The sequence below is a fragment of the Prochlorococcus marinus str. SB genome (genome assembly GCF_000760115.1).
Taxonomy (GTDB): Bacteria; Cyanobacteriota; Cyanobacteriia; order PCC-6307; family Cyanobiaceae; genus Prochlorococcus_A; species Prochlorococcus_A marinus_D.
The window spans coordinates 1,204,300-1,229,402 of record NZ_JNAS01000002.1 but is presented as its reverse complement, the minus strand read 5'-3'; the positions used below and the strand labels follow the sequence as shown (position 1 = coordinate 1,229,402).

Below are 25,103 nucleotides of genomic sequence, written 5' to 3'. Positions count from 1 at the left end.
AATCATTATGAGATTATCAATTTTAAAACTTAAATTCCTATTCTCTATTAAGTCTTATGTATAAGAAATTTTCTTTAGTTTCATTATTTCTTTTGTTTCCTTTGGTCGCCATCGCCAATACGCACAAGTCTGAAACAATTAATATCAATTCTCGTTCTAATGATATTAATATCAAATCTGGTTCAAATAACATCCAGTTATATGATAATGGAATGGTTGATCAAGGGACTAAGGATATAATTAGTTCTGAATATAATTTTCAAGGAAATTTAATTAACTGTACTATTGGTAAATCTTCAAAAAGAAGAGATTTACCTTCTTGTAATGAAGTAATAGAAAAAAGGACAAAAGAAGAAGAAAGAATTAGGAGAGCTGAAGAAAAAAAATTTGAAAAGCAAAGACAAGAAAAAGAAAGATCTAATAAGTTATTTGCTAAAAAAAAGTCAACAACCAAATCTTTCACATTTCCAGATGGATTAAAAATTAATACTGTTACTCAAATAAGATTTAATCCTGAAACGAGTGAGATTATTGTTAATAGTGAAGTTTTGAAGCAGTCAGGACAACGTGAAGAATTTATGAAAATTTTTATAGAAGGAAACTCAAAACTAGAAATTGCTTTCTTTGATAAAGAAAATTTTGAATTAGTAGATCCTATGATTTTTCCATTAAATATTTACGAAGGTCAAAATGAAGGTTTTAATTATAGAAAAAAGGTTGGCAAAGATACTTCCGATTTCAAAGGTATAAAAATGGTGGGCAGAGCCAGAATTGAAGGATTATCTGAATTTAAAAAAATAAGCTCTATTGGTGTTGCTTTAAAAATATAGTTCTAAAACATTTCAAGAGCATCATTACTTCTTTTTCTTCTTTCTTCTTTTGCTTCGTATTCTCCAATGCATTCATCTTTTAAATAGAGAACACAGTCAAGATATTCAGCAATTTCAGTAATTGCTGCTCTTATAGCTCGAGTAGGAACCGTTTTTTTTACAGTTACTTGTTGTTCACGAAATTTAAAATTGTTTGTATTAATGGATGTATTTTCAGTTTTAATTTCATTTGATATGGTTCCTTCAATGGACCGACTATAAGCTATTGCAGAGGTTTTTGTACTGATAACTTTTAAGTCAAATGATACATAATTATCCTCATAATCACTTAGATAAGCCCTAATAATATATTTTGGTTTTGCCATCTGAATATATGGGTCCTCTCCTCCTTCTCCAGTTATAAGTGATTCATTTCTTATATCAGCTAAAGCTTCACTATCTCTTTCTATAACAAGGAAATGTCCCGCACTTGAAAGTTCAGTGGATAGAATTGTCTTTAGCTTTTCCTCAAAACGCTCTTTCCACCATGGTGCTCCAGACCTATCAGTAACTTTTGTAACAGCAACAGAAACAGGACCCGCTTGATAAGCATAAACCTTAGTTCTAATTCCGATATCGAAAAAACTTATTCCACAAATAAAAAAAATTGTGGAGAATTTTAATTTATTTAAAAGTTTCATATTTCGGAAAAATCTTTAGAACAGATCTAAGGAGTCATTACTCTGTTTTCTTTTCTCATCTTTAGCTTCATACTCAGCAATGCATTCGTCTTTAACATAAAGAACACAATCAAGATATTCTGCAGTTTCAACCATAGCAGCCCTAACGGCTCTTGTAACAGGCAGTTTAGTTTTCTTCGTTTCAGATTGACCCAAAGAGATGCCTTTCACATTCCCACTAATTGCAGAGCTTTCTGATTCTTCTTTAGCACTACCTTCAATAGAACGACTGTAAGCAATAGCTCCTGTTTTTACATTTATAACTTTTAAATCAAAAGAAACATAATACTCTCTTTTAGACTTTTTCTTACCCATTTTAAAGCCTTTAAAGCCAATACCACCCCCAGAACTTTCGTCTGAGACTTCAGCAAAATCACTTAAAGCAGCAGAGATATAGTACTTAGCTCTTGTCAAAGCTTTTTGGTCTTCGTCTTTCCAGATTCCAAAATTTTTGACTTCTTGTTTTAGTTCTTTTAAAGTTGATGCATCTCTCTCTAGAACAGTAAAGTGACCTGCGCTAGCAAGTTCAGTAGATAATATTGTTCTCAATTTATCTTCATAACTAGGTTTAAACCAAGGTGCATTTGAATTATCTTTCACTTTAATAACGGCTACTGTTATTGGCGATGGGGCCGCATAAGCTGAAGGATTTTGAAGCAGAGAGGAAGTTGATAATGCTAAGGCTGTACCCAAAAATGCAGATTTTTTTTAGAAGATTTAAATTTTTCACTTTTTATTATTAATTTTTGATAATTTAGCTAGTCACGGGTACGGTTAATCTATTTACCTAAAATAATTATTTGAATTGTATTAAAACTTAATTGAGTTAAGGCACTATTAAGGCACTAAGTCTACTTTCAACGATTATTTAGCGATTTAATGTACATTATTAATAACCGTGTATACCTATAGTGTAATACTGAGACTCATATTAATCCCTGTCATGCTAACTAATAAGCTATAGCCTCACTTGATTATTTAACCTACTGTCCCAAATTGGAGTACGGATGCTTTGGGAGCACTATCGCAGATTCGAATCCTGTCGCCCCGTTTCAATCAAATCCAAGTCATAGGCAGCCATCCCAAGGTTGCCTTTTTTATTTCTTATTTGTCTCAAAAACGTTGCGGACGAGGAATGGGCGAGGATTTGTATAGCTTTGGATAACTTTGGAGGTTAGCTCGCCCGTTATAACTCCCATTTTGACTCAGTAACCTTATCTATAGTCTGTATGCAAATCAAAAAATAATATCAGATAGTTCTACGTCGGATAAATTTTGGCCATAGACTATTGCCAGCAAATCATTTTTCTCTTGATCTAAATAAACTTTTAGATTCTTGCCACTGTCAAAGGCTCCGAGTTGCAATATATCAAAGTTTCCAAGAAAAATTCTATCTTCTCCCTTTTCAAAATCTCTAATTCTGTCATAACCACTTCCTGCAGTTAATACAAAAATATCATTTCCACTTCCACCATATAAATCATCTTTACCTAAACCTCCAGTTAAAATGTCGTCTCCATCTTCTCCTTTTAATAAGTCATCGCCACTTTCTCCATATAAATAATCTCCATCATCTCCGCCTCTTAGATAATCATCGTCTTCTCCACCATATAGATAGTCAATTCCAGAATGTCCTTTCAGGTAATCATCTCCACTTTCTCCTTCTAAAAGATCAGACCCAGCACCGCCATAAAGTTTATCTGCACTTGTTCCTCCATACAGATCATCATTACCATTACCTCCATAAAGTGTATCTTTACTACTTTCACCTTCTAAATAATCATCTCCATCTCCGCCATAAAGTTTATCTGCACTTGTACCTCCCCAGAGAATGTCATTTCCTGCTCCGCCATAAAGTTTATCGGCACTGGATCCGCCATCTAAATAATCATTACCATCTTCTCCATATAATTTGTCGGCACTGGATTCTCCATATAATCTGTCATCATCATCTCCTCCTCTTAGATAATCTTTACCACTTCCTCCCCAGAGGATGTCATTACCAGAATGTGCTTTTAGATAATCATTACCGCTTTCTCCATAAAGAGTATCTGCTCCTTCTGAGCCATATAATCTGTCATTACCTTTTCCTCCATATAATGTGTCATCACCACTTTTACCGTAAAGTTTATTCGCTTTGTCATTTCCAGTAAGCGTATTATCTAAATCATTACCAGATCCGGAGATATTGCCTTTACCAGTAAGGGTTAGATTCTCTACATTGGCAGAGGCTGTAAATGTAACTGATGAATAAATTAAATCAGTTCCTTCATTCTCTTCTTCTGTGACACTGTCACTTTTGCTGCTGACATAAAAAGTGTCATTATCATCTCCTCCATACATTTTATCGCTACCGGATTCTCCTTTTAACCGGTCATCTCCAGCACCTCCATAAAGTTCATCAGAACTGGATCCTCCTCTTAAATAATCATTACCATTACCACCATAAAGTTTATCGGCACTGGAATGTCCTTTCAGGTAATCATCGCCATCTTCTCCATAAAGAAGGTCAGAACTGCTGCCGCCATAAAGCTTGTCATTATCATCTCCTCCATAAAGAATATCTGTACTTGTTCCTCCATATAAAATATCTGCTCCCGCATCTCCATACAATTTATCAGCACTAGATTCTCCATATAATTCATCATCACCATCTCCTCCATAGAGCTCGTCGGAACTTGTGCCACCCAATAAAGTATCATCGCCAGCTCCTCCATATAATTTATCTTTGCTGTAATGACCTTTTAAATAATCATCTCCATCTTCTCCGTAAATAATATCTTCTCCTTTCCAGCCATAAATTTTATCATTACCATCTCCTCCATATAGTTCGTCATCTCCATCTTTTCCATAAAGTTTATTGTCTCCAGTATTTCCTCTAAGCGTGTTATCTAAATCGTTACCAGATCCATTGATATTGGATGATCCCGTAAGAGTAAGATCTTCTACATAGGAAGAAGCAGTATATGTAACTGAGGAATAAATTAGATCAATACCTTCTCCTGATTTTTCTGTAACACGATCATCTTTGCTATCAACGTAATAAGTATCATGTCCTTTACCTCCAGTTAGAACGTCATCTTTTAAGCCTCCATTTATAAAATCATTACCATCTTCACCAGTTAATATATCTTTTCCCTCAGTTCCAAGATAAGTTTTACCTATAAAATCAGATGCAGTAGGTGTTTCTGACCATCCATTAGCAAGCATTGCATCTGATTCTTCGAACATCGAAGAAAAATCAGTTACGTTACTTGCGTTCCAAACGCTTATATCTTGATTAAATGAATCTGCTTTAGAAAACATATTAGAGAAATTAGTTCCATTACTTACGTCCCAACTACTAATATCTTGATTAAAAGCAGATGCACCAGTAAACATATACCTAAAATTAGTTCCACTACTTACGTCCCAACTACTAATATCTTGATTAAACTCATCTGTCCCAAGGAACATAAATTCAAAATTAGTTCCATTCCTTACGTCCCAATGACTAATATCTTGATTAAATGCTTCTGAGTATAAAAACATAAAGCCAAAAGAAATTCCATTACTTACATCCCAACTACTAATATCTTGGTTAAAAACATAGGCGTTAGAAAACATATTAGAAAAATAAGTTCCATTACTTACATCCCAACTACTAATATCTTGATTAAAAACATGGGCGCTAGAAAACATATTAGAAAAATAAGTTCCATTACTTAAATCCCAATCTCCAATATCTTGATTAAATGCTGACGCGCCATAAAACATACTTGAGAAATCAGTTCCATTACTTACATCCCAGTTACTTACATCTGAGTTAAAGGTAGACTTATCGCGAAAGAGGCTAGAAAAATCTGTTATTGCACTCACATCCCATTGATTAATATCTCCATAAAGTTCTTTCGCCGCATCTTGATCATCTATCCATGCATCAACGGCAGTTTGAAGAGTGGTTTTATCTGGGAAGGGATTAAAATAATAAATAGATGGAGTATCGCCAACCCCCTGTTTAGATTGCATGAGATCGGCGCCTTTAAATATCTCTTCAAAATAGGCATTCTCATTTAGTGTCCAGTTTCTCAAGTCTTGATTAAATGAATCTGCATCTTTAAACATTTGCTTGAAATAAGTTCCATTACTTACATCCCAATCACCTATATCTTGATTAAATGAATCTGCATCTTTAAACATCCCTGCGAAATATATTCCATTACTTACATCCCAATCACTAATATCTTGATTAAATAAATCTGCCTCATAAAACATATCTGAGAAATTAGTTCCGCTACTTACATCCCAATTACCTATATCTTGATTAAATGAATCTGCCTCATAAAACATCAACCTGAAATCAGTTCCATTACTTACATCCCAATCACCTATATCTTGATTAAATGAATCTGCGTGATAAAACATCTCCATGAAATTATTTCCCTTACTTACATCCCAACCGCCAATACCTTGATTAAATGAATTTGAATCCAAGAACATTTGAGAAAAGTCGATTCCGTTACTTACATCCCAATCCCCAATATCTTGATCAAACACATATGCTGACCTGAACATGTAGCTAAAGTCAGTTCCATTACTTACATCCCAATTACCTATATCTTGATTAAAGTTTGGAGTATCATGAAACATCTTCGAGAAATCAGTTCCCTTACTTACATCCCAATCACCAATATCTTGATTAAAAAATCTTGCACGATAGAACATCCATGAGAAATCAGTTCCCTTACTTACATCCCAATCCCCAATATCTTGATTAAATGCCTCTGTGTTGTAAAACATTTCAGAAAAGTCAGTTCCGGCACTTACATCCCAATCACCAATATCAGAATTAAATGATCTTTTGTCTTTAAATAATTCAGAAAAATCAGTTATTTGACTTACATCCCATTTATTAATATCTCCATAAGTTTCTCTGGCGGCATCTTGATCATCTATCCATTCATCAACAGCAGTTTGAAGAGTAGTCTTATTCGTAAATACATAGGGATAAAAGTAGTAAATTGAAGGTGTATTGCCAACCCCTTGGTTAGATTGCATGAGATCTGCGCCCTCAAACATGGATGTAAGAGAGGCATTTTCACTCGGTGTCCAGCTGCTTAAATCTTGATCAAAACCCGAGGCATAGGCAAACATAAATTTTAAATCACTTCCACTACTTACATCCCAATCACCTATATCTTGATTAAATGAATCTGCCTCATAAAACATCTGCGCGAAGCTAGTTCCATTGCTTACATCCCAACCGCCAATGTCTTGATTAAATTCAGGGGTATAAGCAAACATCAATGAGAAATCATTTCCTTTACTTACATCCCAATCACCTATATCTTGATTAAATGAATCTGCCCCAGTAAACATTGCCCCAAACTTCTTCCCGTTACTTACATCCCAACTGCCAATATCCTGATTAAATGAATCTGCGTTGAAAAACATTCTAGAAAAATTAGTTCCATTACTTACATCCCAACCTCCAATATTCTGATTAAAAGAACTTGCAGATCTGAACATGTAACTAAAATCAGTTCCATTACTTACATCCCAATTACCTATCTCTTGATTGAAGTCTTCTGTCTTATCAAACATATATGAAAAATCATTTCCTTTACTTACATCCCAATCACCTATATCTTGATTAAATGAATCTGCCTCATAAAACATCTGCGAGAAGTTAGTTCCGTTGCTTACATCCCAGCTGCCAATATCTTGATTGAAATCAGAGGCAAGAGCGAACATATCTAAAAAATTAGTTCCATTACTTACATTCCAATTACTTATATCTTGATTAAATTCAGTAGCGCCTTCGAACATTGAATTAAAAAATATTCCATTACTTACATCCCAATTACTTATATCTGAATTAAATGTATCTTCATCTTCAAAAAGACTAGAGAAATCTGTTATTTGACTTACATCCCATTTGTTAATATCTCCATAAAGTTCTTTTGCAGAATTTTGATCATTTATCCATGCATCTATAGCAGTTTGAAGAGTGGCCTTATCTGGGAAAGGATTAAAATAGTAGATAGATGGAGTATCTCCAACCCCCTGATTAGATTGCATGAGGTCAGCACCTGCAAATATGTTTAGAAAATAGACATTCTCATTTACTGTCCAGTTACTTAAATCTTGATTAAATGCAGAGAGAGCAAACATTCTATACAAACTAGTTGCATTACTCACATCCCAATCACCAATATCTTGATTAAAGGAATTCGCATATTGGAACATCCATGCAAAATCTGTTCCTTTGCTTACATCCCATTTGCTTATATCTTGGTTAAATTCCCTTGTGGAATAAAACATAACAGAAAAGTCAGTTCCATTACTTACATCCCAGTTACCAATATCTTGATTAAAATCTTTGGCCCCACTAAACATCCATGAAAAATTATTTCCTTTACTTACATCCCAAGTGCCGATATCTTGATTAAATTCAGATGCATTATGGAACATCTGCGAGAAGTTATTTCCCTTGCTTACATCCCAATTGCTTATGTCAGAATTAAATGATGTTTTGTCTTTAAATAATTCTGAAAAATCAGTTATTGCTCTTACATCCCAAGTATTTATGTCGCCATAAGTTGCTGTCGCAGCATCTTGATCATCTATCCATGCATCTACTGCAGTATCAAGTTCTGATCTATTAGTAAATATATGAGGATCCCAATTATCAATATTAAAACTAGATTGCATACTTGAATGAGCAGTGCAATAAAAGGTTAATTCGCTGATTTCTGTCTGTTCTTTATTAAAAGTTATCGTGAATGTTTCATCTCCTCTAATACCTGAGGTGGCGCTCCCATCACCACTAATTGATATTGATGAACTTGAATTATTTCCAACACCACTATCACTTACATAAAATGGATGTGAATTAACACTATTTAATCTTCTAAAAGTATAAGTTAAATTTGAATTTAAATTTAAAGATGATATTTCATTATTTCCACTTGAATCTGAATAAAATTGATAATAAGGATTAGAAAAATTACCTCCTGAAACATAAATTTCAATGTTAGAGGCCATTCTGATATAAATTTACTACTTAGAAATATAGAATTATCTTATCAAAATAAAAAAAACATTCGAGGCATTTAGTGGTAACTGCAGGAGATTTGAGTGAGATTTTGCTTATTTATGCCACACCTTGCTATTTCTTACAAAATTCTGAGACTCAAATATTTTTCTTTTATACCAACTAATAAGCTATAGCCTCACTTGTTTCTCATAGGGGCTGTCGCATTTTGCTTAGCAGGTGCTTTGGGAGCACTAGGTCGCAGGTTCGAATCCTGCCACCCCGACTCTTAAAAACCAAGTAATCCTAGCAAGTCTCCCAACTCGCTTTTTTATTGTCTGCATTCTCAAATGAGAAAGGGGCTCTAGGGGAGGCTCTAGGATCTTCGGAGATTCTGAAAAGGTGCACAATCTTTAAAAGCCCTTTAAGTTATAAGCGCTTGATTAAATGATTAATAATCTCCTTTTTCATTCTCTGGAATACCTAATCTAATTTAAAAAATAAAATCAGATATTAATCCATCGTCTATGTTGTTGTTATAAATTATTGCCAGCAAATCACTTTTATTTTCATCTATATAGACCTTCATATTTTTACCACTGTCAAAAACTCCTAATTCCCTAAGATTAAAGTCCGCTTTATCGATTTTATCTTCTCCTTTTTTAAAATCTCTAATTCTGTCATAACCACTTCCTGCAGTTAATACAAAAATATCATTTCCACTTCCACCATAAAGATCATCTTTACCTAAACCTCCAACTAAAATATCATCGCCATCTTCTCCTTTTAATAAGTCATCTCCACTTTCTCCAAATAAATAATCTCCATCATCTCCACCTCTTAGATAATCATCATCTTCTCCACCATATAGATAATCAATTCCAGAATGTCCTTTCAGGTAATCATCTCCATCTTCTCCTTCTAACAGATCAGACCCAGCACCGCCATAAAGTTTATCTGCACTTGTCCCTCCATATAAATCATCATCACCATTACCTCCATAAAGTGTATCTTTACTACTTTCACCTTCTAAATAATCATCTCCATCTCCTCCATAAAGTTTATCTGCACTTGTCCCTCCCCAGAGTTCATCATTTCCTGCTCCGCCATAAAGTTTATCGGCACTGGATCCTCCATCTAAATAATCGTCACCATCTTCTCCATATAATTTGTCGGAACTGGATCCTCCATATAATTCGTCATCATCTTCTCCTCCTCTTAGATAATCCTTACCACTTCCTCCCCAGAGAATATCATTACCAGAATGTGCTTTTAAATAATCGTTACCACTTTCTCCATAAAGAGTATCTACTCCCTCTGAGCCATATAATCTGTCATTACCTTTTCCTCCATATAATTTGTCATCACCACTTTTGCCATAAAGCTTGTTAGCTTTGTCATTTCCAGTAAGCGTATTATCTAATTCATTACCAGATCCTGAGATATTGCCTTTACCAGTAAGGGTTAAATTTTCTACATTGGCAGAGGCCGTAAATGTAACTGATGAATAAATTAAATCAGTTCCTTCATTCTCTTCTTCTGTGACACTGTCACTTTTACTGCTCACATAATAAGTATCATCTCCATCTCCGCCATACATTTTGTCACTGCCGGATTCTCCTTTTAACCGATCATCTCCAGCTCCACCATAAAGTTCATCAGAACTGGAGCCTCCTCTTAAATAATCATTACCATTACCACCATAAAGTATGTCGGCACTGGAATGACCTTTTAAATAATCATCGCCATCTTCTCCATAAAGAAGGTCAGAACTGCTACCGCCATAAAGCTTGTCATTATCATCTCCTCCAAAAAGAATATCTGTACTTGTTCCACCAGATAAGGTATCTTCTCCAGCACCACCATAAAGAATATCAGCGCTGGATTCTCCATATAGTTTGTCATTACCTTCTCCTCCATAAAGCATGTCGGAGCTTGTTCCACCCAATAAAGTATCATCGCCATCTCCTCCATATAATTTATCTTTACTGTAATGACCTTTTAAGTAATCATCTCCATCTCCTCCGTAAATTATATCTTCTCCCTTCCAGCCATATATCCTATCTTTACCATCTCCTCCATAGAAAATATCATCTCCATCTTTTCCATAAAGTTTATTATCACCAGAATTTCCTCTAATCGTATTATCTAAATCATTACCAGAACCATTGATATTAGATGTACCTGTAAGAGTAAGATCTTCCACATAAGAAGAAGCAGTATATGTAACTGAGGAATAAATTAGATCAATACCTTCTCCTGATTTTTCTGTAACGAGATCATCTTTGCTATCAACATAATAAGTGTCATGACCTTTACCTCCTCTTAAAACATCATCTTCTGAACCTCCATTAAAAACATCATTACCATCTTCACCAGTTAATATATCTTTTCCCTCAGTTCCAAGATAAGTTTTACCTGAAAAGTCAGATTCAATAGGGGTTTCTGACCATCCAGCTGCAATCATTGCATCTGCCCTCAGGAACATATCCCTGAAATCAATTCCGCTACTAACGTTCCAAACGCTTATATCTTGGTTAAATGAGCTTGCATCATCAAACATATAAACAAAATCATTTCCAGAACTTACATCCCAAGAAGAAATATCTTGATTAAATGCTGATGCACGATAGAACATATCTACGAAATTCGTTCCTTTACTTACATCCCAGCTTCCAATATCTTGATTAAAAACTTCTGCTCCAGCGAACATCGAATTAAAACCAATTCCATTCCCTACACCCCAGCTACCAATATCTTGATTAAATGCTGATGCGCCATAAAACATACTTGAGAAATCAGTTCCATTACTTAAATCCCAATCTCCAATATCTTGATTAAATGCTGATGCGCCATAAAACATACTTGAGAAATCAGTTCCATTACTTACATCCCAATCACCAATATTTTGATTAAATTCTGATGCACCACTAAACATCCCGCCAAAATCAGTTCCATTACTTACATCCCAATAGCTTAAATCTCGATTAAATTCTGATGCATTAAAGAACATTCTTGAAAAGTCAGTTCCATTACTTACATCCCAATTACTAATATATCCGTTAAATGTTGCTTTATTTTCGAATAAACCAGAGAAATCAGTTATTGCACTTACATCCCAAAGACTTATAACTCCATAATTATCTATCGCAGCATCTTGATCATTTATCCATTCATCGACAGCAGTTTGAAGAGTAGTTTTATCTTTAAATACGTAAGGATAAAAGTAGTTAATTGAGGGCGTATCACCAACCAATTGAGAATCAAGAACTGGTATAAAAGAATCTGCAAACATATTTGTAAAATTCGCATTCTCATCTGGTGTCCAGCCAAAATGAAATGAATTAAATTGAGTGAATGAAGTTGCCCCCTGAAACATTCCTACAAAGTCAGTTCCATTACTTACATCCCAATCACCAATATTTTGATTAAATACTGATGCGTTATTAAACATATACGAGAAACTAGTCCCATTGCTAACATCCCAATCTCCAATATCTTGATTAAATCTCCGTGTGTTACCAAACATACTATAAAAATTAGTTCCATTCCCTACATCCCAGCTACCAATATCTTGATTAAAATCTTCTGCTTTATAGAACATATAAGCAAAATAAGTTCCATTACTTACATCCCAATCACCAATATCTTGATTAAATGATTCTGCATATCCAAACATCGAATGAAAATCAGTTCCATTGCTTACATCCCAATAACCAATATCTTGATTAAATGAGGATGCATTCCTAAACATATATGAGAAATCAATTCCATTGCTTACATCCCAATCACCAATATCTTGATTAAATGATTCTGCATATCCAAACATCGAATGAAAATCAGTTCCATTGCTTACATCCCAATAACCAATATCTTGATTAAATGATTCTGCATATCCAAACATCGAATGAAAATCAGTTCCATTGCTTACATCCCAATAACCAATATCTTGATTAAAATCTTCTGCTGCATAAAACATATAAGAAAAATCAGTTCCATTACTTACATCCCAATCACCAATATCTTGATTAAATGCGCTTGCGGCATCAAACATATGAGAGAAATCAGTTCCACTACTCACGTCCCAGTTACTTATGTCGGAATTAAATGTTGTTTTATTTAGGAATAAACTAGAGAAATCAGTTATTGCACTTACATCCCAAGTATTTATATCTCCATAAGTATCTATCGCAGTATCTTGATCATTTATCCATTCATCGACAGCAGTTTGAAGAGATGCCTTATCTTCAAAAGGATTAAAATATGCTATTGATGGTGTCGCGTCAACACCCTGGTATGATTGCATAAGATCGGCACCATAAAACATATCTGTCAAATTCGCTTCATCATCTATTGTCCAGGTACTTATATCTTGATTAAAATATTTCACTCCAAAAAACATCCCACCAAAATTAGTTCCATTACTTACATCCCAGCTACCAATATCTTGATTAAATGCGTCTGCCTTCTCAAACATCCCATCAAAATTAGTTCCATTACTTACATCCCAGCTACCAATATCTTGATTAAAATCTTCTGCTGCATAAAACATCCCATCGAAATAAATTCCATTAACTACATTCCAATCACCAATATCTTGATTAAAATCTTCTGCTGCATAAAACATAAGCCCAAAATCAGTTCCACTGCCTACATTCCAACCTCCAATATCTTGATTAAATGAGGATGCATTCCTAAACATCCCATCGAAATAAAGTCCATTAACTACATTCCAATCACCAATATCTTGATTAAAATCTTCTGCTGCATAAAACATAAGCCCAAAATCAGTTCCACTGCCTACATTCCAACCTCCAATATCTTGATTAAATTCTGATGCACCATAGAACATCGCATAAAAATCAGTTCCATTTCTTACATCCCAGCTACCAATATCTTGATTAAATGAGGATGCCTCCCTAAACATTCCTGGAAAGTCAGTTCCATTAACTACATTCCAATCACCAATATCTTGATTAAATGAGGATGCATTCCTAAACATCCCATCGAAATAAATTCCATTAACTACATTCCAATCACCAATATCTTGATTAAATGAGGATGCATTCCTAAACATTCCTGTAAAGTCAGTTCCATTACTTACATCCCAATTGCTTATATCAGAATTAAATGATGTTCTGTCTACAAATAATTCTGAAAAATCAGTTATTTGACTAACATCCCAAGTATTTATATCTCCATAAGTATCTATCGCAGTATCTTGATCATTTATCCATTCATCGACAGCAGTTTCTAGAGATGTTTTATTTCCGAAGACATGAGCACCCGTTTTGAAATTTAAAGTTTTTTTATCATTTATACCTGCAAATGAATTACCGAAACTATCATCAAAGGCATTGGAATCAATCTTGACATAATATTCACTAAAAGCCTCAAAATTTTTGCTGGGATTTATTGTTATTTGAGTAGAACCACTTCCTGATATAAGACCACTAGATGCAACATTAAAAGTTTCTACTTCAGAATCATCTGAGGATTTATAAATAACGATATTTCCAGTTCCTACATCTACTGCTTCTGAAAAATTGAGCACGATATTACTATCTGTCGCTACTGCCGTGGCATTATCTGCTGGAGATACTGATGAAATTATTGGATCTATAGTATCAACCTGTTGATAGATACGCGCATGACCACTGTTGTCTCCATTCCCATCATTTCCATAAGCCCCAATGGCAACTATTGATCCGTCAGCAGAGAGACTAACAGAATATCCCGAGAAATCGTTAGCAGCTTCCCCATCAATATCAGTGCCAAGTTTAGTCCATGTCTCATTTGCATATTGATAGATACGCGTATGACCACTGTAATTTCCATTCCCATTATTTCTATAAGCACCAATTGCAACTATTGATCCGTCTGCAGAGAGACTAACAGAATATCCCGAGTAATCGTAAGAAGCTTCCCCATCAATATCAGTGCCAAGTTGAGTCCATGTCTCATTTGCATATTGATAGATACGCGTATGACCACTGTAAGTTCCATTCCCATTATTTCCAAAAGCACCAATTGCAACTATTGATCCGTCACCAGAAAGACTAACAGAATATCCCGAGTAATCGTTAGCAGCTTCCCCATCAATATCAGTGCCAAGTTGAGTCCATTTCCCAATTGCATATTGATAGATACGCGTATGACCACTGTAACTTCCATTCCCATTATTTCCATCATTTCCAAAAGCACCAATTGCAACTATTGATCCGTCATCAGAAAGACTTACTGATCTACCCGAGTAATCGTAAGCGGCTTCCCCATCAATATCAGTGCCAAGTTGAGTCCATGTCTCATTTGCATATTGATAGATACGCGTATGACCACTGTAAGTTCCATTCCCATTATTATAATCAGCCCCAATGGCAACTATTGATCCGTCAGCAGAAAGACTTACTGATCTACCCGAGTAATCGTAAGCGGCTTCCCCATCAATATCAGTGCCAAGTTGAGTCCATGTCTCATTTGCATATTGATAGATACGCGTATGACCACTGAGACTTCCATTCCCATCATTTCCATTAGCCCCAATGGCAACTATTGATCCGTCTGCAGAGAGACTAACAGAATATCCCGAGTAATCGTTAGCAGCTTCCCCATCAATATCAGTGCCAAGTTTAGTCCATGTCTCATTTGCATATTGATAGATACGCGTATGACCACTGTAACTTCCATTCCCATTATTTCTATTAGCACCAATTGCAACTATTGATCCATCATCAGAAAGACTTACTGATCTACCCGAGTAATCGTTAGCAGCTTCCCCATTAATATCCGTGCCAAGTTGAGTAAAACCAATTTCGCTGTAACTACTGGACATTAGATGATTTCTGCTTAAGATAATAGTAATTTATTTTTAAAGATAGAACATAATTTTTTGTTCAGATTCATAAAAAATTACTTATGGGCGTTAACCTCATTGGGCAATAGCTATTAAGTATTACAAGAATATTAGAGGAGATTTAGCAGAATCATCATGATTCAGCCCATGCAACTTTTGGAATAGTTGGAGTAATAGTATTGTTGGTATTACATAGTCTCTTACTCAATAAATATCAGTAACAAGAAACCCCTCCAGAAATTCCAACTACTGAAAGGGTTATTAAATCGACTCGCAACTATATTGAATCAATCTATGTCTTGCAGCAAACGTAGAGTGTGCTGACGAGGTTTGGCCTCAATTGATTTATAGCAAAAATTTTTAAACTCCCGCTACTTTTCGTTCCGCTCGTCGTTTTTTTAGAATTGAATAAGTTTTTGCAGCCCATTTTCGAGAAATATCAAATTCAGCATCTAACTTCTCTCTAAGTAATCTGCCAATTTTAAATACTTCTACGAAGCCTAGATAAATTATTACCAGCACCTTAGTTATGTTTACTGCAACAGCTGCTATCTTTTCAATTTTTTGATCTTGCATTTGAACTTATCCAGGTCCACTAAAATTACCAGCTGTAAGAAATTATGCAAATGCAATGGCCTAGAGATTAATATTGACAGTAGATTTAAATTAGAGGTTATAACTACCCTCTTTTTTAATGTCCATCAATACAATTCTTCTGCTGTTATTAGTTGTCGCAAATTACACAAACTTATTTTTAAATATAAAAAACAGAAGAGGATAGGATGCTTATCTACTTGCACTACTAGCTGCTATCGCTTTACCTACTGCTGTTAATGCAGGTGATTTAGAAGCCACAGATTTTGAAACTCCTGAAGCTAACAGTTATGAAATTACAGAAAAAACTGAGCGAGCTTTGAGCGAGATTCTGATTTACCTTGCATAACCTTGCCGGATGGTATCGCTCAAAATGATTATGACAATCACAAAATAATCACAAAAATTCCTATGATTAAAGAAACAATAATCATAATGAAATCCCTTCTTTCAAATAAAAGAACAAATGCAATATTAGGAATTGGAGTAATAGCTATTGTTATTGGTGCAATTTCAAAAAAGGTTATTAGCTATCCAACTGGAGGATGTATGAAAGGTACTCAAGAATTGACTTTAAATAAAGAGATAAAAAACAAAATCTTTATTTAATTAGTAAGTGTTTTACTTACATAAGTAATTACTATGCCTTAAAAATTCTGACTATTTATTACTATCTAATCCCACAGAGACAGATCTGAATCACCTGTTGATCTTTGCATCCAATGGATTTTCCAAATCCCATTGATCTTTTTGAAGATAGAAGTCACGGTTGGCAAATCATCATTAGGAGTTCCTTTGTAGGAGAATTTTGCCCCAAGAGTAAAAACACACATTGCGACATCGGCAGAGAGAAATTCAAACTTATGAATTTTTGTAATTTCTGCTTTTTCCTGAACAACATCGCCTGAATTCATCATTTCCTCAAATCCCTTTGCACTTATTGGATTCCCACTAGGTCTGATAAATAAAAAATCTGAAGTGGCATTATTAACAAAAAATGAACCCATTTTCTGCGGTGTTGCCAACTCATACAACATCGATTCAATTGTTTCTCTATCTGTCATAAAAATAAGAGTTTTATTCCTCTCAGTTTAGATCGGCTGTCAATCAATAAATAAATTTATAAATTCTACAATTTAGTGCTCATAGGGCACTAAGTTGCTTGCGAGAGAGATTTGAGCGAGGATTTGCTATGCCTAGCATAAGCTTGCCTCCTAAAATAGTTCATTATTTTAATAATTTTATTAAAAACATAGAATCTATGAATAGAAATTCTTATAAAAAGTATTAATAAATTTAAGAGAAGAGTTATCAAATACTAGTCTATAGATCCATTCAAGAATTAAGGTTAAGAATAGGTTAAAATCTTAAAAATAAAAAATTATGATTAAATTTCCAAATAAATTATTTTATTTTTCAATATTACCTTCCACAATTTTATATCTAGCAATTTTATTTATATCGAACCTTTATGATATCAAACTTAGTCTAGTAGTTCGAGACCTTGCTCAAACCTGTGGATATCCAATTGGAGTTGGAATGATTTCAAATATAGGAATTTTGTTATGGGGAGCGGCTGCATCTATTTGTTTTTTTACAACATTCTTAGAGCGCATTAATAAAGAATCATCTAAATTACTTCTACTTGGGGGCATATTCTCAAGCCTGCTTTGTATTGATGATTTATTCCTACTTCATGATCGGTATATAGGGCCAGACTTTCTGAATTTAACATACATAGCAATTTCTATTTTTTTATTAGTAAGATTTCGAAGGATATTAAAAATAATTGGACTTTTTAACTTGTTAATTTCAATTTTATTTCTTGGCTTATCTGTTTTTTTTGATGGAGTAATACAACAGATATTTAATCAAAATTATGAATTTACTCAGTTATTTGAAGAAGGGTTTAAATTTATAGGTATTGCATGTTGGTTGAATTTTTGGTGTAAAGCTTCATCTAATGCATTGAAATTTGGAAACTCTTAAAGTAAAAGAGATTTTATTAAAAAAATTTTTCAAAAATCTTATTTTTTTTCATAAAGAATTCTTAAACAATAAAGAAAAATAATTAATTTCCAAAATTATTAAAATCATTAGCCTTAATAAGTTTTTTGATCATACTATTTTCTTTTGAGGAAGATTTTGCTTATTTATGCATAACGTTGCTGTATCTATCTACTTTTTGAGACTTATAAATATTCAAGTAGTAATAATTAATAACTATTATTTAGACTACTGTCGCAATTTCGTAGCGGGTGCTTTGGGAGTAATTGTTGGATTTACTCCTATCAAATAGCCCTAAAAAGATAAAAAAGATTTGATTGATGAAAAACCTTTTAACCTATTTAGCTTTTTTATTTTTTAAAGTATATAGGAAATTAATTTCTAACCAAAATGAGTAAATTTAAAGATAACTTTTCGAGTGAAAGCTTTTACCCAGATAGTAATTATTATCTTGAACAAGAAAATACTACTAAAGAGGAAACTATTTCAGAAGATCAAAAATCCAATATGGGCGGAAATTTTGAATGGCCAAATACTTATTGGTTTATTGCTGAAAGAACAAATGGAAGGCTCGCAATGATAGGTTTCATGGCTGTCGTTATTAACTACACCTTATTTGGATGGATAGCTTATCCAATCCTTTAAATGACTAATTCTAATTTTGACAAAAATGGTTTAGATAAGTCTGGAACACATTGGCTTCAATATGCTGCGTTTGTAGTAACTGCATTTGCTATTTATTTTGGATGGGCATTTTTCAATGATGCTAATTTCCATCATTTCGCTGCAAAAATATTCAAGTTCTGGAATTGTAATGGATATAACCCATTAAGTTATTGCGTGATGCGTTGGAAAGTAGACTTTTACCCTTAAAAAAGTAATAGCTAGATTTTTTTAGTTGGTTAATTCAAATAAATCAGGCATAAAAGGTTTATCGAAAATACAAATAATAAAAATCAATTTATTAAATATATGTTCATTGATTCTGGGAGGGTTACTTCTACATAGGGCGAAGAACCACCTTTCATGACAACTAAAGAAGAATTAAAGATAGATCCAGCTAGAGAAGAATGGTAAAAATTAATTGCTCAAGGTTAGAGAAGAACTCAGGAAAATTGGACCAAAAAAAGAGAGCTAGGGTTGCTAATCTTAATAGTTGATCTAATAATACTCAATAACTAACTAATAGCCTTGCAGTTAAAAAGCGTTTCGCGCTATTTAAATTATTTCTTCCAAAGTCGAAACGTATAAATCTCGCATTTTTGCGAGCAAATTCACTTTAACTTCCCAATTACTTTTCTGGTTTTTGATTAGTCATATGTTTTTGAGGAGTTTTCAAGTAATCCATTTAATTCTAAGAGTTCTTCTTTACTAAGTTCTCTATATTCTCCTGTTGGCACGTCTAACTTAATATTCATAATTCTTGTACGCTTTAATGACCGTACTTTATATCCTAAAGCCTCACACATTCTTCTAATCTGGCGATTAAGTCCCTGTGTGAGAATTATTTTAAAATTTCTTGGTCCCAATTGTTTTACGAAACAATTTTTAGTTATTGTGCCTAATATTTCAACTCCATTACTCATGCTTTGAATAAAATCGCTATTAATAGGACGATTAACTTTTACAATATATTCTTTTTCATGATTATTTCTTGCTCTAAGAATCTTATTTACGATATCTCCATCATTGGTTAAAAAAATCAATCCCTCACTGAGCTTATCTAATCTTCCGATGGGAAAAATTCTTTTAGGATATTTAATAAAATCTATTACATTATTGGGTTCTACTTTTCTATCTGTTGTGCAAACAATTCCCACAGGTTTATTAAAGGCTAAGTATATGTTTTTTTGTTTCTTTGATTTTTCTATTCTTTGACCTTTAACTTCAACTTGGTCACTATCTTCTACTTTAGTTCCAATTTCTGGAATTTTGCCATTAATGGTTACCTTTCCTTTTAGGATTAATCTATCAGCTTCTCTTCTAGAACAATAACCTACTTCACTTAAATATTTATTTATTCTGGTAGCCATTTTGGATGTTTAATTTTTATCTGCACTAAAAAAAAATTTACTAATCTCCTAATATTTTAGATCGGATGTCAATTTTCGTTAATATTCTCATTATTGAATTTCAGATTATTTTCATCAATAATTTATACCCCAGAGATCTATCTCTCTTTTTAATTCCAATTTTTTTCAATTTTCCTCCATCCCTTAGAAAGTAATCTTTCATAAATTTCTCTAGCTAAATCTATTTCAACAGAAACTGTATTTGTCATTACTGGTGGTTTGTTTCCTAATACCCCCACTATTTTTCCAGTATCTATAAACATATATTCAAAAACTCCATCAATACTCTTATCGTTTTTCATAAATCTTTTAACTTCTGAGCTATTTGAATTAATCAACCAATAAGATTTAGCCATTAATCTAACCTTGGAATTAGTAAGCGTTCCATTTAAAACAAACTCATTTGACCAGTTTCTTTTTTCTTTACATCCTCTACTAGCCAACCATCAGGGGACCAACTCATCATGATTGCAAATAGTCCTTTTAATTCATCTGCATCTTTAACTTGCTCTGTCCATTGTTCCTCATATCCATTAGGAATGATCACAGGCATGCGGTGATGTAAAGGTTTAATTAAATCATTTGGTTCAGTTGTTAAAACGCAGCAACTCTCAAGTTCTGCACCATCTGGTGAAGTCCACTTACTCCAAATTCCGCCCAACCAAAAAGTCTCATAATTCGATTTTCGAACACGATATTTTTTTTCAAAAAAACCGCTCGCAGGTATTAGGCATCTTTTATGTTTCCAACTTCCACTAAATAATTTTTTTTCTTCTACGGTTTCTGATCTTGCATTAAATGGTCTTGGTTTCCCTTTATCAAATGGGTCTCTGGCCCAAGGAGAAATAAAACCCCATGTCATAAAAGTAGTTTTAATTCTTCCTTCGTTTTTAATTACAAGAACAGGATCATTAGGTCTTATTAGACTTTGAGTATCATATTTAGAATCAAGTCCAATTGGATAGTCTTGTTTCAAAACCTTTGGCAACTTCTCAAATTTAGTTTTCAGCTCAAATCTTCCGCACATTGATTTTTAAAACTCACTTAAAAAAACAGTAAATTTACCTTATTTTAGATCTACTTTCAGTTTTCTCAAATAAAAAACAATTTTTTGAAGGTAGAAAGTTTTTTATCCAAATAATTAAAAGAAAATATAGATATTAAAAAGCTTCCTCAAATTTAATTTGAATGTTTCAAACTTAAGTTATGACAGATCCAATTCTCTATATATCGATATTGCTAGGACTTGGAGGAGTTTATGTATTAATCTCTTCCTTCCATGATGATGACGATGGTGATGATGATGGAGAAAAATACATTTATAATCTCGAACACACTAATTTAGCAAGATAGTTGATGTGTTTATAAAGTCAAATTATCTGCAAAAAGTTTCTGTAAAATAAGCTTATACTGAAAATAGTTTTATAGAATTAACGGAAATATTGTCTTTCACTGCGAAGTCTATTTGAGCATTATATTTATTTTTAAATTAAGTTGTTGGTCCTCTATCCGTATATGTTTGTGCCTTAAACCGTACATTTTTATAAGTCGATTGATAAGCATGCCTAGTTAGAAATTAGTGGTACTGTAGATAAATTAAATGCCTTCAACACCAATAAAATCTTGTAATAAATATCTGTTGAGTTACAAAGATTCAACAAATAAGACACATGAAGTTGGCTTCTACGCGCGCGATGCATACGATTGCCTAATGCTTGCGAGAGAATTCAACACTTACGTACATGACAATCCAGGATCTGTAATCAGAATCCAACAAAAATTTTGAGGAAATTAATTATGAATTTAAAAAGATCACCATTCGCAATTCAAGATAAAAATGCAAGAGATCTTGATAATGCAAAAGATTATCCAACAATCGCAGATTTAATGAGAGAACAGAAAGTTCCACAAGATTACCCAAATACAGTTCACCATCGTAGAGATTTAGACTCTCTCGGTTAGTTTACGAGAATGGCTATTTACTAATTTTATAAATTAACGATTATGATGATAGCCATTTAAGATTTATTCATAAGATAATATTTTCTTCCTTAAGTTTTTTTTTAAGCTCTATAGGCATATATGCAATATCTTTTTTTATTGCATCAATGGCATCTCTCTACTTATCAGGTTCAGCTAAAAGCATTTTTATTAAATTGTATTGACTTTCAATTTCTTCAGAAGAAAATTTTCCCATAAAAAATAACAAATACCATTTTATTTTAGATCAACATTCAAACACCAAAAAAAATTAACTATTAGTTAGAGGCTGCTGCAATTTCTTTATGGACGGAAAGAAATTCTTTATCCGTTAGAACTGGTGTAACTTCAATTTCTACGCCAAAGTTATCGACCCAGATACTACTCCATTTCCAAATGTTCTGATGGTTTGAAGATTCAACTATTGCCCAACCATTAGCTCCCTCGGGATTCACTACTCGATTAAGAACTTTAAACCCATCAAATTCATCACCTTCGCATCCACCTTCAACGAAACCTGCAAAAGCTTCGGCCCCTTGCATATGACTTTCTTGATCTGGAAATTGCCAGTGAACGATGTAAGTTTGCATGAATAAAAATATTTTTTTAATTATTAATTATCGAATTTAAAAATTAAATAAAAAGTCTTTAAACACTAATTAAAAAGGGCTTAAGCCTAAAAGGAAAAATAGCAAAAAAAAAAGACTCTTACGAGCCTAGGTGATGGGGACTCCTATAATGACAAATTAAACAGAAACAAACAACCCCATCAATAGGTAATTTTAAATACTTACAAACACCATATGTAGTGCTAAGATTTTAAAAAGGCTGGGTGATGGGGATTATCCCGCTTTTTGATTGGGGCGAAGCTAACGCCCTTTTTTTATGGAAAAATTTACTTTAATCAATAAAACCAGATCAAGGATTAAAGTATTTGAACCTTTTGAAGAAAGTTCTAAGAACCCTTCTATGGTTAATGCAATTTTAATCTCTTATGGTTGTGTGCTTAAGCGATCAAGTAAGCCAGTTTTGAAAGGCTCTAGGGTTGAATCTATCGAAGAAGCGAGACAAGAATATAAAAAACTATTAGAGGAAGGGTGGGAAAAAACTTATAGATTCAACAGTTTTTTTTAAAAAAATGGTGAATAGGTACTTTACCTAAAATTTGACATTATTAAAAATTAATTGCTAGATAAGCTTCAGAATGGAAGTTTAACCATGCATAAAGAAATTTATTCAAATATTAATGATTCCGATGCTTTGGAAAGTTTTTTTGAATGTATAACTTCTTGTAGCATCAATAGTGAGGGAGTAGATTGCACAACAGCTTGTTATTTAAAACATTTAGAACCAAACAATATCGATTACCCCTTAAAATTTTCATAAGCAAAGCTTATTGATAATTGTTATATTTCATTGATGTTATTTCCTCCTCCTCAAGTTATTTTTGGTCTATTGCTTTTATCTATAGCGGTCGTTCTAATCTGAGATATTAGATACAATCCTTTTGGAGAAGACGAAGACGGAATTTAATTTTCAACTAGGAAGCTGATTTGTAGGTGGTGCGTGAAATTGCCGTTTCTTTCTTTTGAGTCTTTTGTAAGCAACTAAAGAGCCTAATAATAACAATGTAATAGCTATTGAGTTAATCATATAAAGTAGTTTTATATATATAAAAACAAATATGTTCTAAATATCAATGACTAAAGTTATTTTTTTTAAGTAACTAATTATGGATTAATTTTTAATATTTAGCTTTTTATTAGGTAGCTAAAACAACCAAAAGAGAATGCTTACCTGACCAAAAGTAATCGCTATACAATACTAATCACTTTTTATTATTTCTCATTTGATACTGCAGAACAGCTTTTAGATGTTGTACTTCTTTTTCTAAAGTCTTAATTCTTTTTTCTAGTTCTTCATTAGTTGCCATTTTTTTTAAAGATAAATTCCTTGATATTTATACTATTAAAAAACGACTTGCTACTAATGGTAAATGTCTAATAAGTAATAGAACCTATTGATGTGCATAATCTCTCTAGATAAATTATGCAGAGTATAAATTTAGGGGTAATTTATGAGTGGAGATTATGAGACACTAGAAATAAATCAACCTAAAATTTCATATTTTCAGAAAAGATCCGAAAATAATACAGAATGGTTAGATGAATTAATAAATCAAATTGAAGATATGAAAAATAATATATCCAAATCTGCTTAATGAAAGAAAAAGAGTTGAAGGAACTAGAGAAATTTGCAGAAGAAAATGGATACAATGATGAGCTAAAAGATATATATTTAAGGGAAGTTATTGACAGAAATAAAGAATACGAATGAGATCTAATTTTCGACCAAACATTCGACTAGCCACAAACATTCTTTTAGTTATTGGTACTTTTGCTATTGCTTTAAAGATTGCTCCAATAGCAGAGGTATATCAGGAAAAAATTTATGTATTAATTATTTAAAACATCAAATAGATCGAGACAAACTTATCAAAAGACTAAAAATAATTAAACAAGCAAATCCATCTAGTATTTGTGACTCCATCCTTAAAAGTTAAAAATGAAGATTAAGTCATTTACCCCGTTAATTGCAGTCTTTGGTACTTCATTTCTGATAACTATTTCATTTCTTAAAAGTTTCCAAATTTTTATGGGGATATCAATTTGCCTTTTAGCTATGCTCAAGCTTATGGATATTGAAGCTTTTGGAACAAGTTATAAGAAATATGATTTAATATCTTCTAAATTTGATGGCTGGATATATATTTATCCTTTTTGCGAAATATTAATTGGAATAAGTTTTCTTAATTCTTCTCCACCCTCTTTAATTATTTTTATTGCTCTAATTTTAGGAATTTCTGGCATGATTTCGGTATTTAAGGCTGTTTATTTGGATAAATTAAAATTAAATTGTGCATGTATTGGTGGATATGCAAAAACTCCTTTGGGAATTATTAGTTTTATCGAAAATCTTTTAATGGCAATTATGAGTGTCTTAATTCTTATTAAATAGCGATTTAATAAATTT

22 protein-coding genes and 1 tRNA gene are annotated in these 25,103 nt (G+C 33.0%); 13 read left to right on the top strand and 10 right to left on the bottom strand.

Going from position 1 to position 25,103, the window contains the following annotated elements; all coding sequences use genetic code 11:
• Positions 1–56: 56 nt before the first annotated feature.
• On the top strand, positions 57–830 hold the full coding sequence (locus EV02_RS0109060; protein WP_032520418.1) for a hypothetical protein: 774 nt from the start codon (positions 57–59) through the stop codon (positions 828–830).
• Positions 831–832: 2 nt separating this feature from the next.
• Here EV02_RS0109060 and EV02_RS00080 read toward each other — a convergent pair whose 3' ends face one another.
• From EV02_RS00080 to EV02_RS09140, 3 genes are all read right to left on the bottom strand, one after another.
• A complete protein-coding gene (locus EV02_RS00080; protein WP_032520417.1) occupies positions 833–1,510 on the bottom strand; it encodes a CsgG/HfaB family protein in 678 nt (225 codons plus the stop codon).
• 15 nt (positions 1,511–1,525) lie between these two features.
• Positions 1,526–2,242: a CsgG/HfaB family protein gene (locus EV02_RS00085; protein ID WP_052043503.1), complete on the bottom strand. Its 717-nt coding sequence runs from the start codon at positions 2,240–2,242 to the stop codon at positions 1,526–1,528.
• Between the two features lie 543 nt (positions 2,243–2,785).
• The gene (locus tag EV02_RS09140; protein ID WP_052043502.1) at positions 2,786–8,575 is read right to left on the bottom strand and encodes a BspA family leucine-rich repeat surface protein; all 5,790 of its coding nucleotides are present in this window, start codon (positions 8,573–8,575) and stop codon (positions 2,786–2,788) included.
• A 204-nt stretch (positions 8,576–8,779) separates the two neighbouring features.
• Between EV02_RS09140 and EV02_RS0109050 the strand changes: the two genes are divergently transcribed.
• Positions 8,780–8,850, top strand: a tRNA-Pro gene (locus tag EV02_RS0109050).
• Positions 8,851–9,057: 207 nt separating this feature from the next.
• On the opposite strand, the gene EV02_RS09135 is transcribed toward EV02_RS0109050, so the two are convergent.
• Positions 9,058–15,396 (bottom strand): BspA family leucine-rich repeat surface protein, encoded by a 6,339-nt coding sequence (locus EV02_RS09135; protein WP_052043501.1) that lies wholly within the window; start codon positions 15,394–15,396, stop codon positions 9,058–9,060.
• 381 nt (positions 15,397–15,777) lie between these two features.
• Positions 15,778–15,993, bottom strand: coding sequence for a hypothetical protein (locus tag EV02_RS00090; RefSeq protein ID WP_032520416.1), 216 nt, complete (start codon positions 15,991–15,993; stop codon positions 15,778–15,780).
• Between the two features lie 453 nt (positions 15,994–16,446).
• On the opposite strand from EV02_RS00090, the gene EV02_RS0109040 reads away from it, so the two are divergent.
• Positions 16,447–16,620, top strand: a complete 174-nt coding sequence (locus tag EV02_RS0109040) for a hypothetical protein (protein WP_193742663.1) — start codon at positions 16,447–16,449, stop codon at positions 16,618–16,620.
• Positions 16,621–16,685: 65 nt separating this feature from the next.
• Here the strand turns inward: EV02_RS0109040 and EV02_RS00095 are convergent, their stop codons facing one another.
• Positions 16,686–17,075: a DUF3804 family protein gene (locus tag EV02_RS00095; RefSeq protein WP_032520414.1), complete on the bottom strand. Its 390-nt coding sequence runs from the start codon at positions 17,073–17,075 to the stop codon at positions 16,686–16,688.
• A gap of 319 nt (positions 17,076–17,394) precedes the next feature.
• Here EV02_RS00095 and EV02_RS00100 point away from each other — a divergent pair, with 319 nt between their 5' ends.
• The 4 genes from EV02_RS00100 to EV02_RS00110 all read left to right on the top strand — a co-directional run bounded on the left by EV02_RS00100 (position 17,395) and on the right by EV02_RS00110 (position 18,891).
• Positions 17,395–18,000 (top strand): hypothetical protein, encoded by a 606-nt coding sequence (locus tag EV02_RS00100; RefSeq protein ID WP_032520412.1) that lies wholly within the window; start codon positions 17,395–17,397, stop codon positions 17,998–18,000.
• 166 nt (positions 18,001–18,166) lie between these two features.
• On the top strand, positions 18,167–18,310 hold the full coding sequence (locus EV02_RS09710) for a hypothetical protein (protein ID WP_193742662.1): 144 nt from the start codon (positions 18,167–18,169) through the stop codon (positions 18,308–18,310).
• A gap of 98 nt (positions 18,311–18,408) precedes the next feature.
• Complete coding sequence (locus EV02_RS09705; RefSeq protein WP_032520411.1) at positions 18,409–18,663, top strand: high light inducible protein; 255 nt, start codon at positions 18,409–18,411, stop codon at positions 18,661–18,663.
• Entirely contained in the window at positions 18,664–18,891 is a 228-nt protein-coding gene (locus EV02_RS00110) for a hypothetical protein (protein WP_032520410.1), read from the top strand.
• A 437-nt stretch (positions 18,892–19,328) separates the two neighbouring features.
• Here EV02_RS00110 and rluF read toward each other — a convergent pair whose 3' ends face one another.
• The 3 genes from rluF to EV02_RS00125 form a co-directional block, all read right to left on the bottom strand.
• A complete protein-coding gene (gene rluF / locus EV02_RS00115) occupies positions 19,329–20,051 on the bottom strand; it encodes a 23S rRNA pseudouridine(2604) synthase RluF (RefSeq protein WP_032520409.1) in 723 nt (240 codons plus the stop codon).
• A gap of 149 nt (positions 20,052–20,200) precedes the next feature.
• Positions 20,201–20,446 (bottom strand): DUF1651 domain-containing protein, encoded by a 246-nt coding sequence (locus EV02_RS00120; RefSeq protein ID WP_032520555.1) that lies wholly within the window; start codon positions 20,444–20,446, stop codon positions 20,201–20,203.
• 32 nt (positions 20,447–20,478) lie between these two features.
• On the bottom strand, positions 20,479–21,117 hold the full coding sequence (locus tag EV02_RS00125) for an SOS response-associated peptidase (RefSeq protein ID WP_032520408.1): 639 nt from the start codon (positions 21,115–21,117) through the stop codon (positions 20,479–20,481).
• Between the two features lie 179 nt (positions 21,118–21,296).
• On the opposite strand from EV02_RS00125, the gene EV02_RS09700 reads away from it, so the two are divergent.
• The 3 genes from EV02_RS09700 (at position 21,297) to EV02_RS09695 (ending at position 22,052) form a co-directional block, all read left to right on the top strand.
• Positions 21,297–21,443, top strand: a complete 147-nt coding sequence (locus EV02_RS09700; RefSeq protein WP_193742661.1) for a hypothetical protein — start codon at positions 21,297–21,299, stop codon at positions 21,441–21,443.
• 247 nt (positions 21,444–21,690) lie between these two features.
• Positions 21,691–21,876 carry a hypothetical protein gene (locus EV02_RS09270; protein ID WP_072014643.1) on the top strand — a complete coding sequence of 62 codons (186 nt, stop codon included), beginning with the start codon at positions 21,691–21,693 and terminating at the stop codon, positions 21,874–21,876.
• An 11-nt stretch (positions 21,877–21,887) separates the two neighbouring features.
• Entirely contained in the window at positions 21,888–22,052 is a 165-nt protein-coding gene (locus EV02_RS09695; protein ID WP_193742660.1) for a hypothetical protein, read from the top strand.
• Between the two features lie 296 nt (positions 22,053–22,348).
• On the opposite strand, the gene EV02_RS00130 is transcribed toward EV02_RS09695, so the two are convergent.
• Positions 22,349–22,660 (bottom strand): DUF3303 domain-containing protein, encoded by a 312-nt coding sequence (locus tag EV02_RS00130; RefSeq protein ID WP_011818695.1) that lies wholly within the window; start codon positions 22,658–22,660, stop codon positions 22,349–22,351.
• A 295-nt stretch (positions 22,661–22,955) separates the two neighbouring features.
• Here EV02_RS00130 and EV02_RS0109030 point away from each other — a divergent pair, with 295 nt between their 5' ends.
• From EV02_RS0109030 to EV02_RS0109020, 3 genes are all read left to right on the top strand, one after another.
• Positions 22,956–23,204 (top strand): DUF1651 domain-containing protein, encoded by a 249-nt coding sequence (locus EV02_RS0109030; RefSeq protein ID WP_032520406.1) that lies wholly within the window; start codon positions 22,956–22,958, stop codon positions 23,202–23,204.
• A gap of 943 nt (positions 23,205–24,147) precedes the next feature.
• Positions 24,148–24,291, top strand: coding sequence for a hypothetical protein (locus tag EV02_RS09690; RefSeq protein ID WP_193742659.1), 144 nt, complete (start codon positions 24,148–24,150; stop codon positions 24,289–24,291).
• 344 nt (positions 24,292–24,635) lie between these two features.
• Positions 24,636–25,088 (top strand): MauE/DoxX family redox-associated membrane protein, encoded by a 453-nt coding sequence (locus EV02_RS0109020; protein WP_032520403.1) that lies wholly within the window; start codon positions 24,636–24,638, stop codon positions 25,086–25,088.
• The last annotated feature ends 15 nt before the right edge of the window (positions 25,089–25,103 follow it).

Coding starts and splice junctions, on each gene's coding strand:
- EV02_RS00125 (WP_032520408.1), bottom strand. CDS start 21,117: ATGTGCGGAAGATTTGAGCTGAAAACTAAATTTGAGAAGTTGCCAAAG.
- EV02_RS09140 (WP_052043502.1), bottom strand. CDS start 8,575: ATGGCCTCTAACATTGAAATTTATGTTTCAGGAGGTAATTTTTCTAAT.
- EV02_RS00090 (WP_032520416.1), bottom strand. CDS start 15,993: ATGCAAGATCAAAAAATTGAAAAGATAGCAGCTGTTGCAGTAAACATA.
- EV02_RS0109040 (WP_193742663.1), top strand. CDS start 16,447: ATGAAATCCCTTCTTTCAAATAAAAGAACAAATGCAATATTAGGAATT.
- EV02_RS09135 (WP_052043501.1), bottom strand. CDS start 15,396: ATGTCCAGTAGTTACAGCGAAATTGGTTTTACTCAACTTGGCACGGAT.
- rluF (WP_032520409.1), bottom strand. CDS start 20,051: ATGGCTACCAGAATAAATAAATATTTAAGTGAAGTAGGTTATTGTTCT.
- EV02_RS00130 (WP_011818695.1), bottom strand. CDS start 22,660: ATGCAAACTTACATCGTTCACTGGCAATTTCCAGATCAAGAAAGTCAT.
- EV02_RS00080 (WP_032520417.1), bottom strand. CDS start 1,510: ATGAAACTTTTAAATAAATTAAAATTCTCCACAATTTTTTTTATTTGT.
- EV02_RS09700 (WP_193742661.1), top strand. CDS start 21,297: ATGACAGATCCAATTCTCTATATATCGATATTGCTAGGACTTGGAGGA.
- EV02_RS00120 (WP_032520555.1), bottom strand. CDS start 20,446: ATGGCTAAATCTTATTGGTTGATTAATTCAAATAGCTCAGAAGTTAAA.
- EV02_RS09270 (WP_072014643.1), top strand. CDS start 21,691: ATGCCTTCAACACCAATAAAATCTTGTAATAAATATCTGTTGAGTTAC.
- EV02_RS09710 (WP_193742662.1), top strand. CDS start 18,167: ATGCATAACGTTGCTGTATCTATCTACTTTTTGAGACTTATAAATATT.
- EV02_RS00095 (WP_032520414.1), bottom strand. CDS start 17,075: ATGACAGATAGAGAAACAATTGAATCGATGTTGTATGAGTTGGCAACA.
- EV02_RS0109020 (WP_032520403.1), top strand. CDS start 24,636: ATGAAGATTAAGTCATTTACCCCGTTAATTGCAGTCTTTGGTACTTCA.
- EV02_RS09690 (WP_193742659.1), top strand. CDS start 24,148: ATGAGTGGAGATTATGAGACACTAGAAATAAATCAACCTAAAATTTCA.
- EV02_RS09695 (WP_193742660.1), top strand. CDS start 21,888: ATGAATTTAAAAAGATCACCATTCGCAATTCAAGATAAAAATGCAAGA.
- EV02_RS0109060 (WP_032520418.1), top strand. CDS start 57: ATGTATAAGAAATTTTCTTTAGTTTCATTATTTCTTTTGTTTCCTTTG.
- EV02_RS09705 (WP_032520411.1), top strand. CDS start 18,409: ATGAGTAAATTTAAAGATAACTTTTCGAGTGAAAGCTTTTACCCAGAT.
- EV02_RS00110 (WP_032520410.1), top strand. CDS start 18,664: ATGACTAATTCTAATTTTGACAAAAATGGTTTAGATAAGTCTGGAACA.
- EV02_RS00100 (WP_032520412.1), top strand. CDS start 17,395: ATGATTAAATTTCCAAATAAATTATTTTATTTTTCAATATTACCTTCC.
- EV02_RS0109030 (WP_032520406.1), top strand. CDS start 22,956: ATGGAAAAATTTACTTTAATCAATAAAACCAGATCAAGGATTAAAGTA.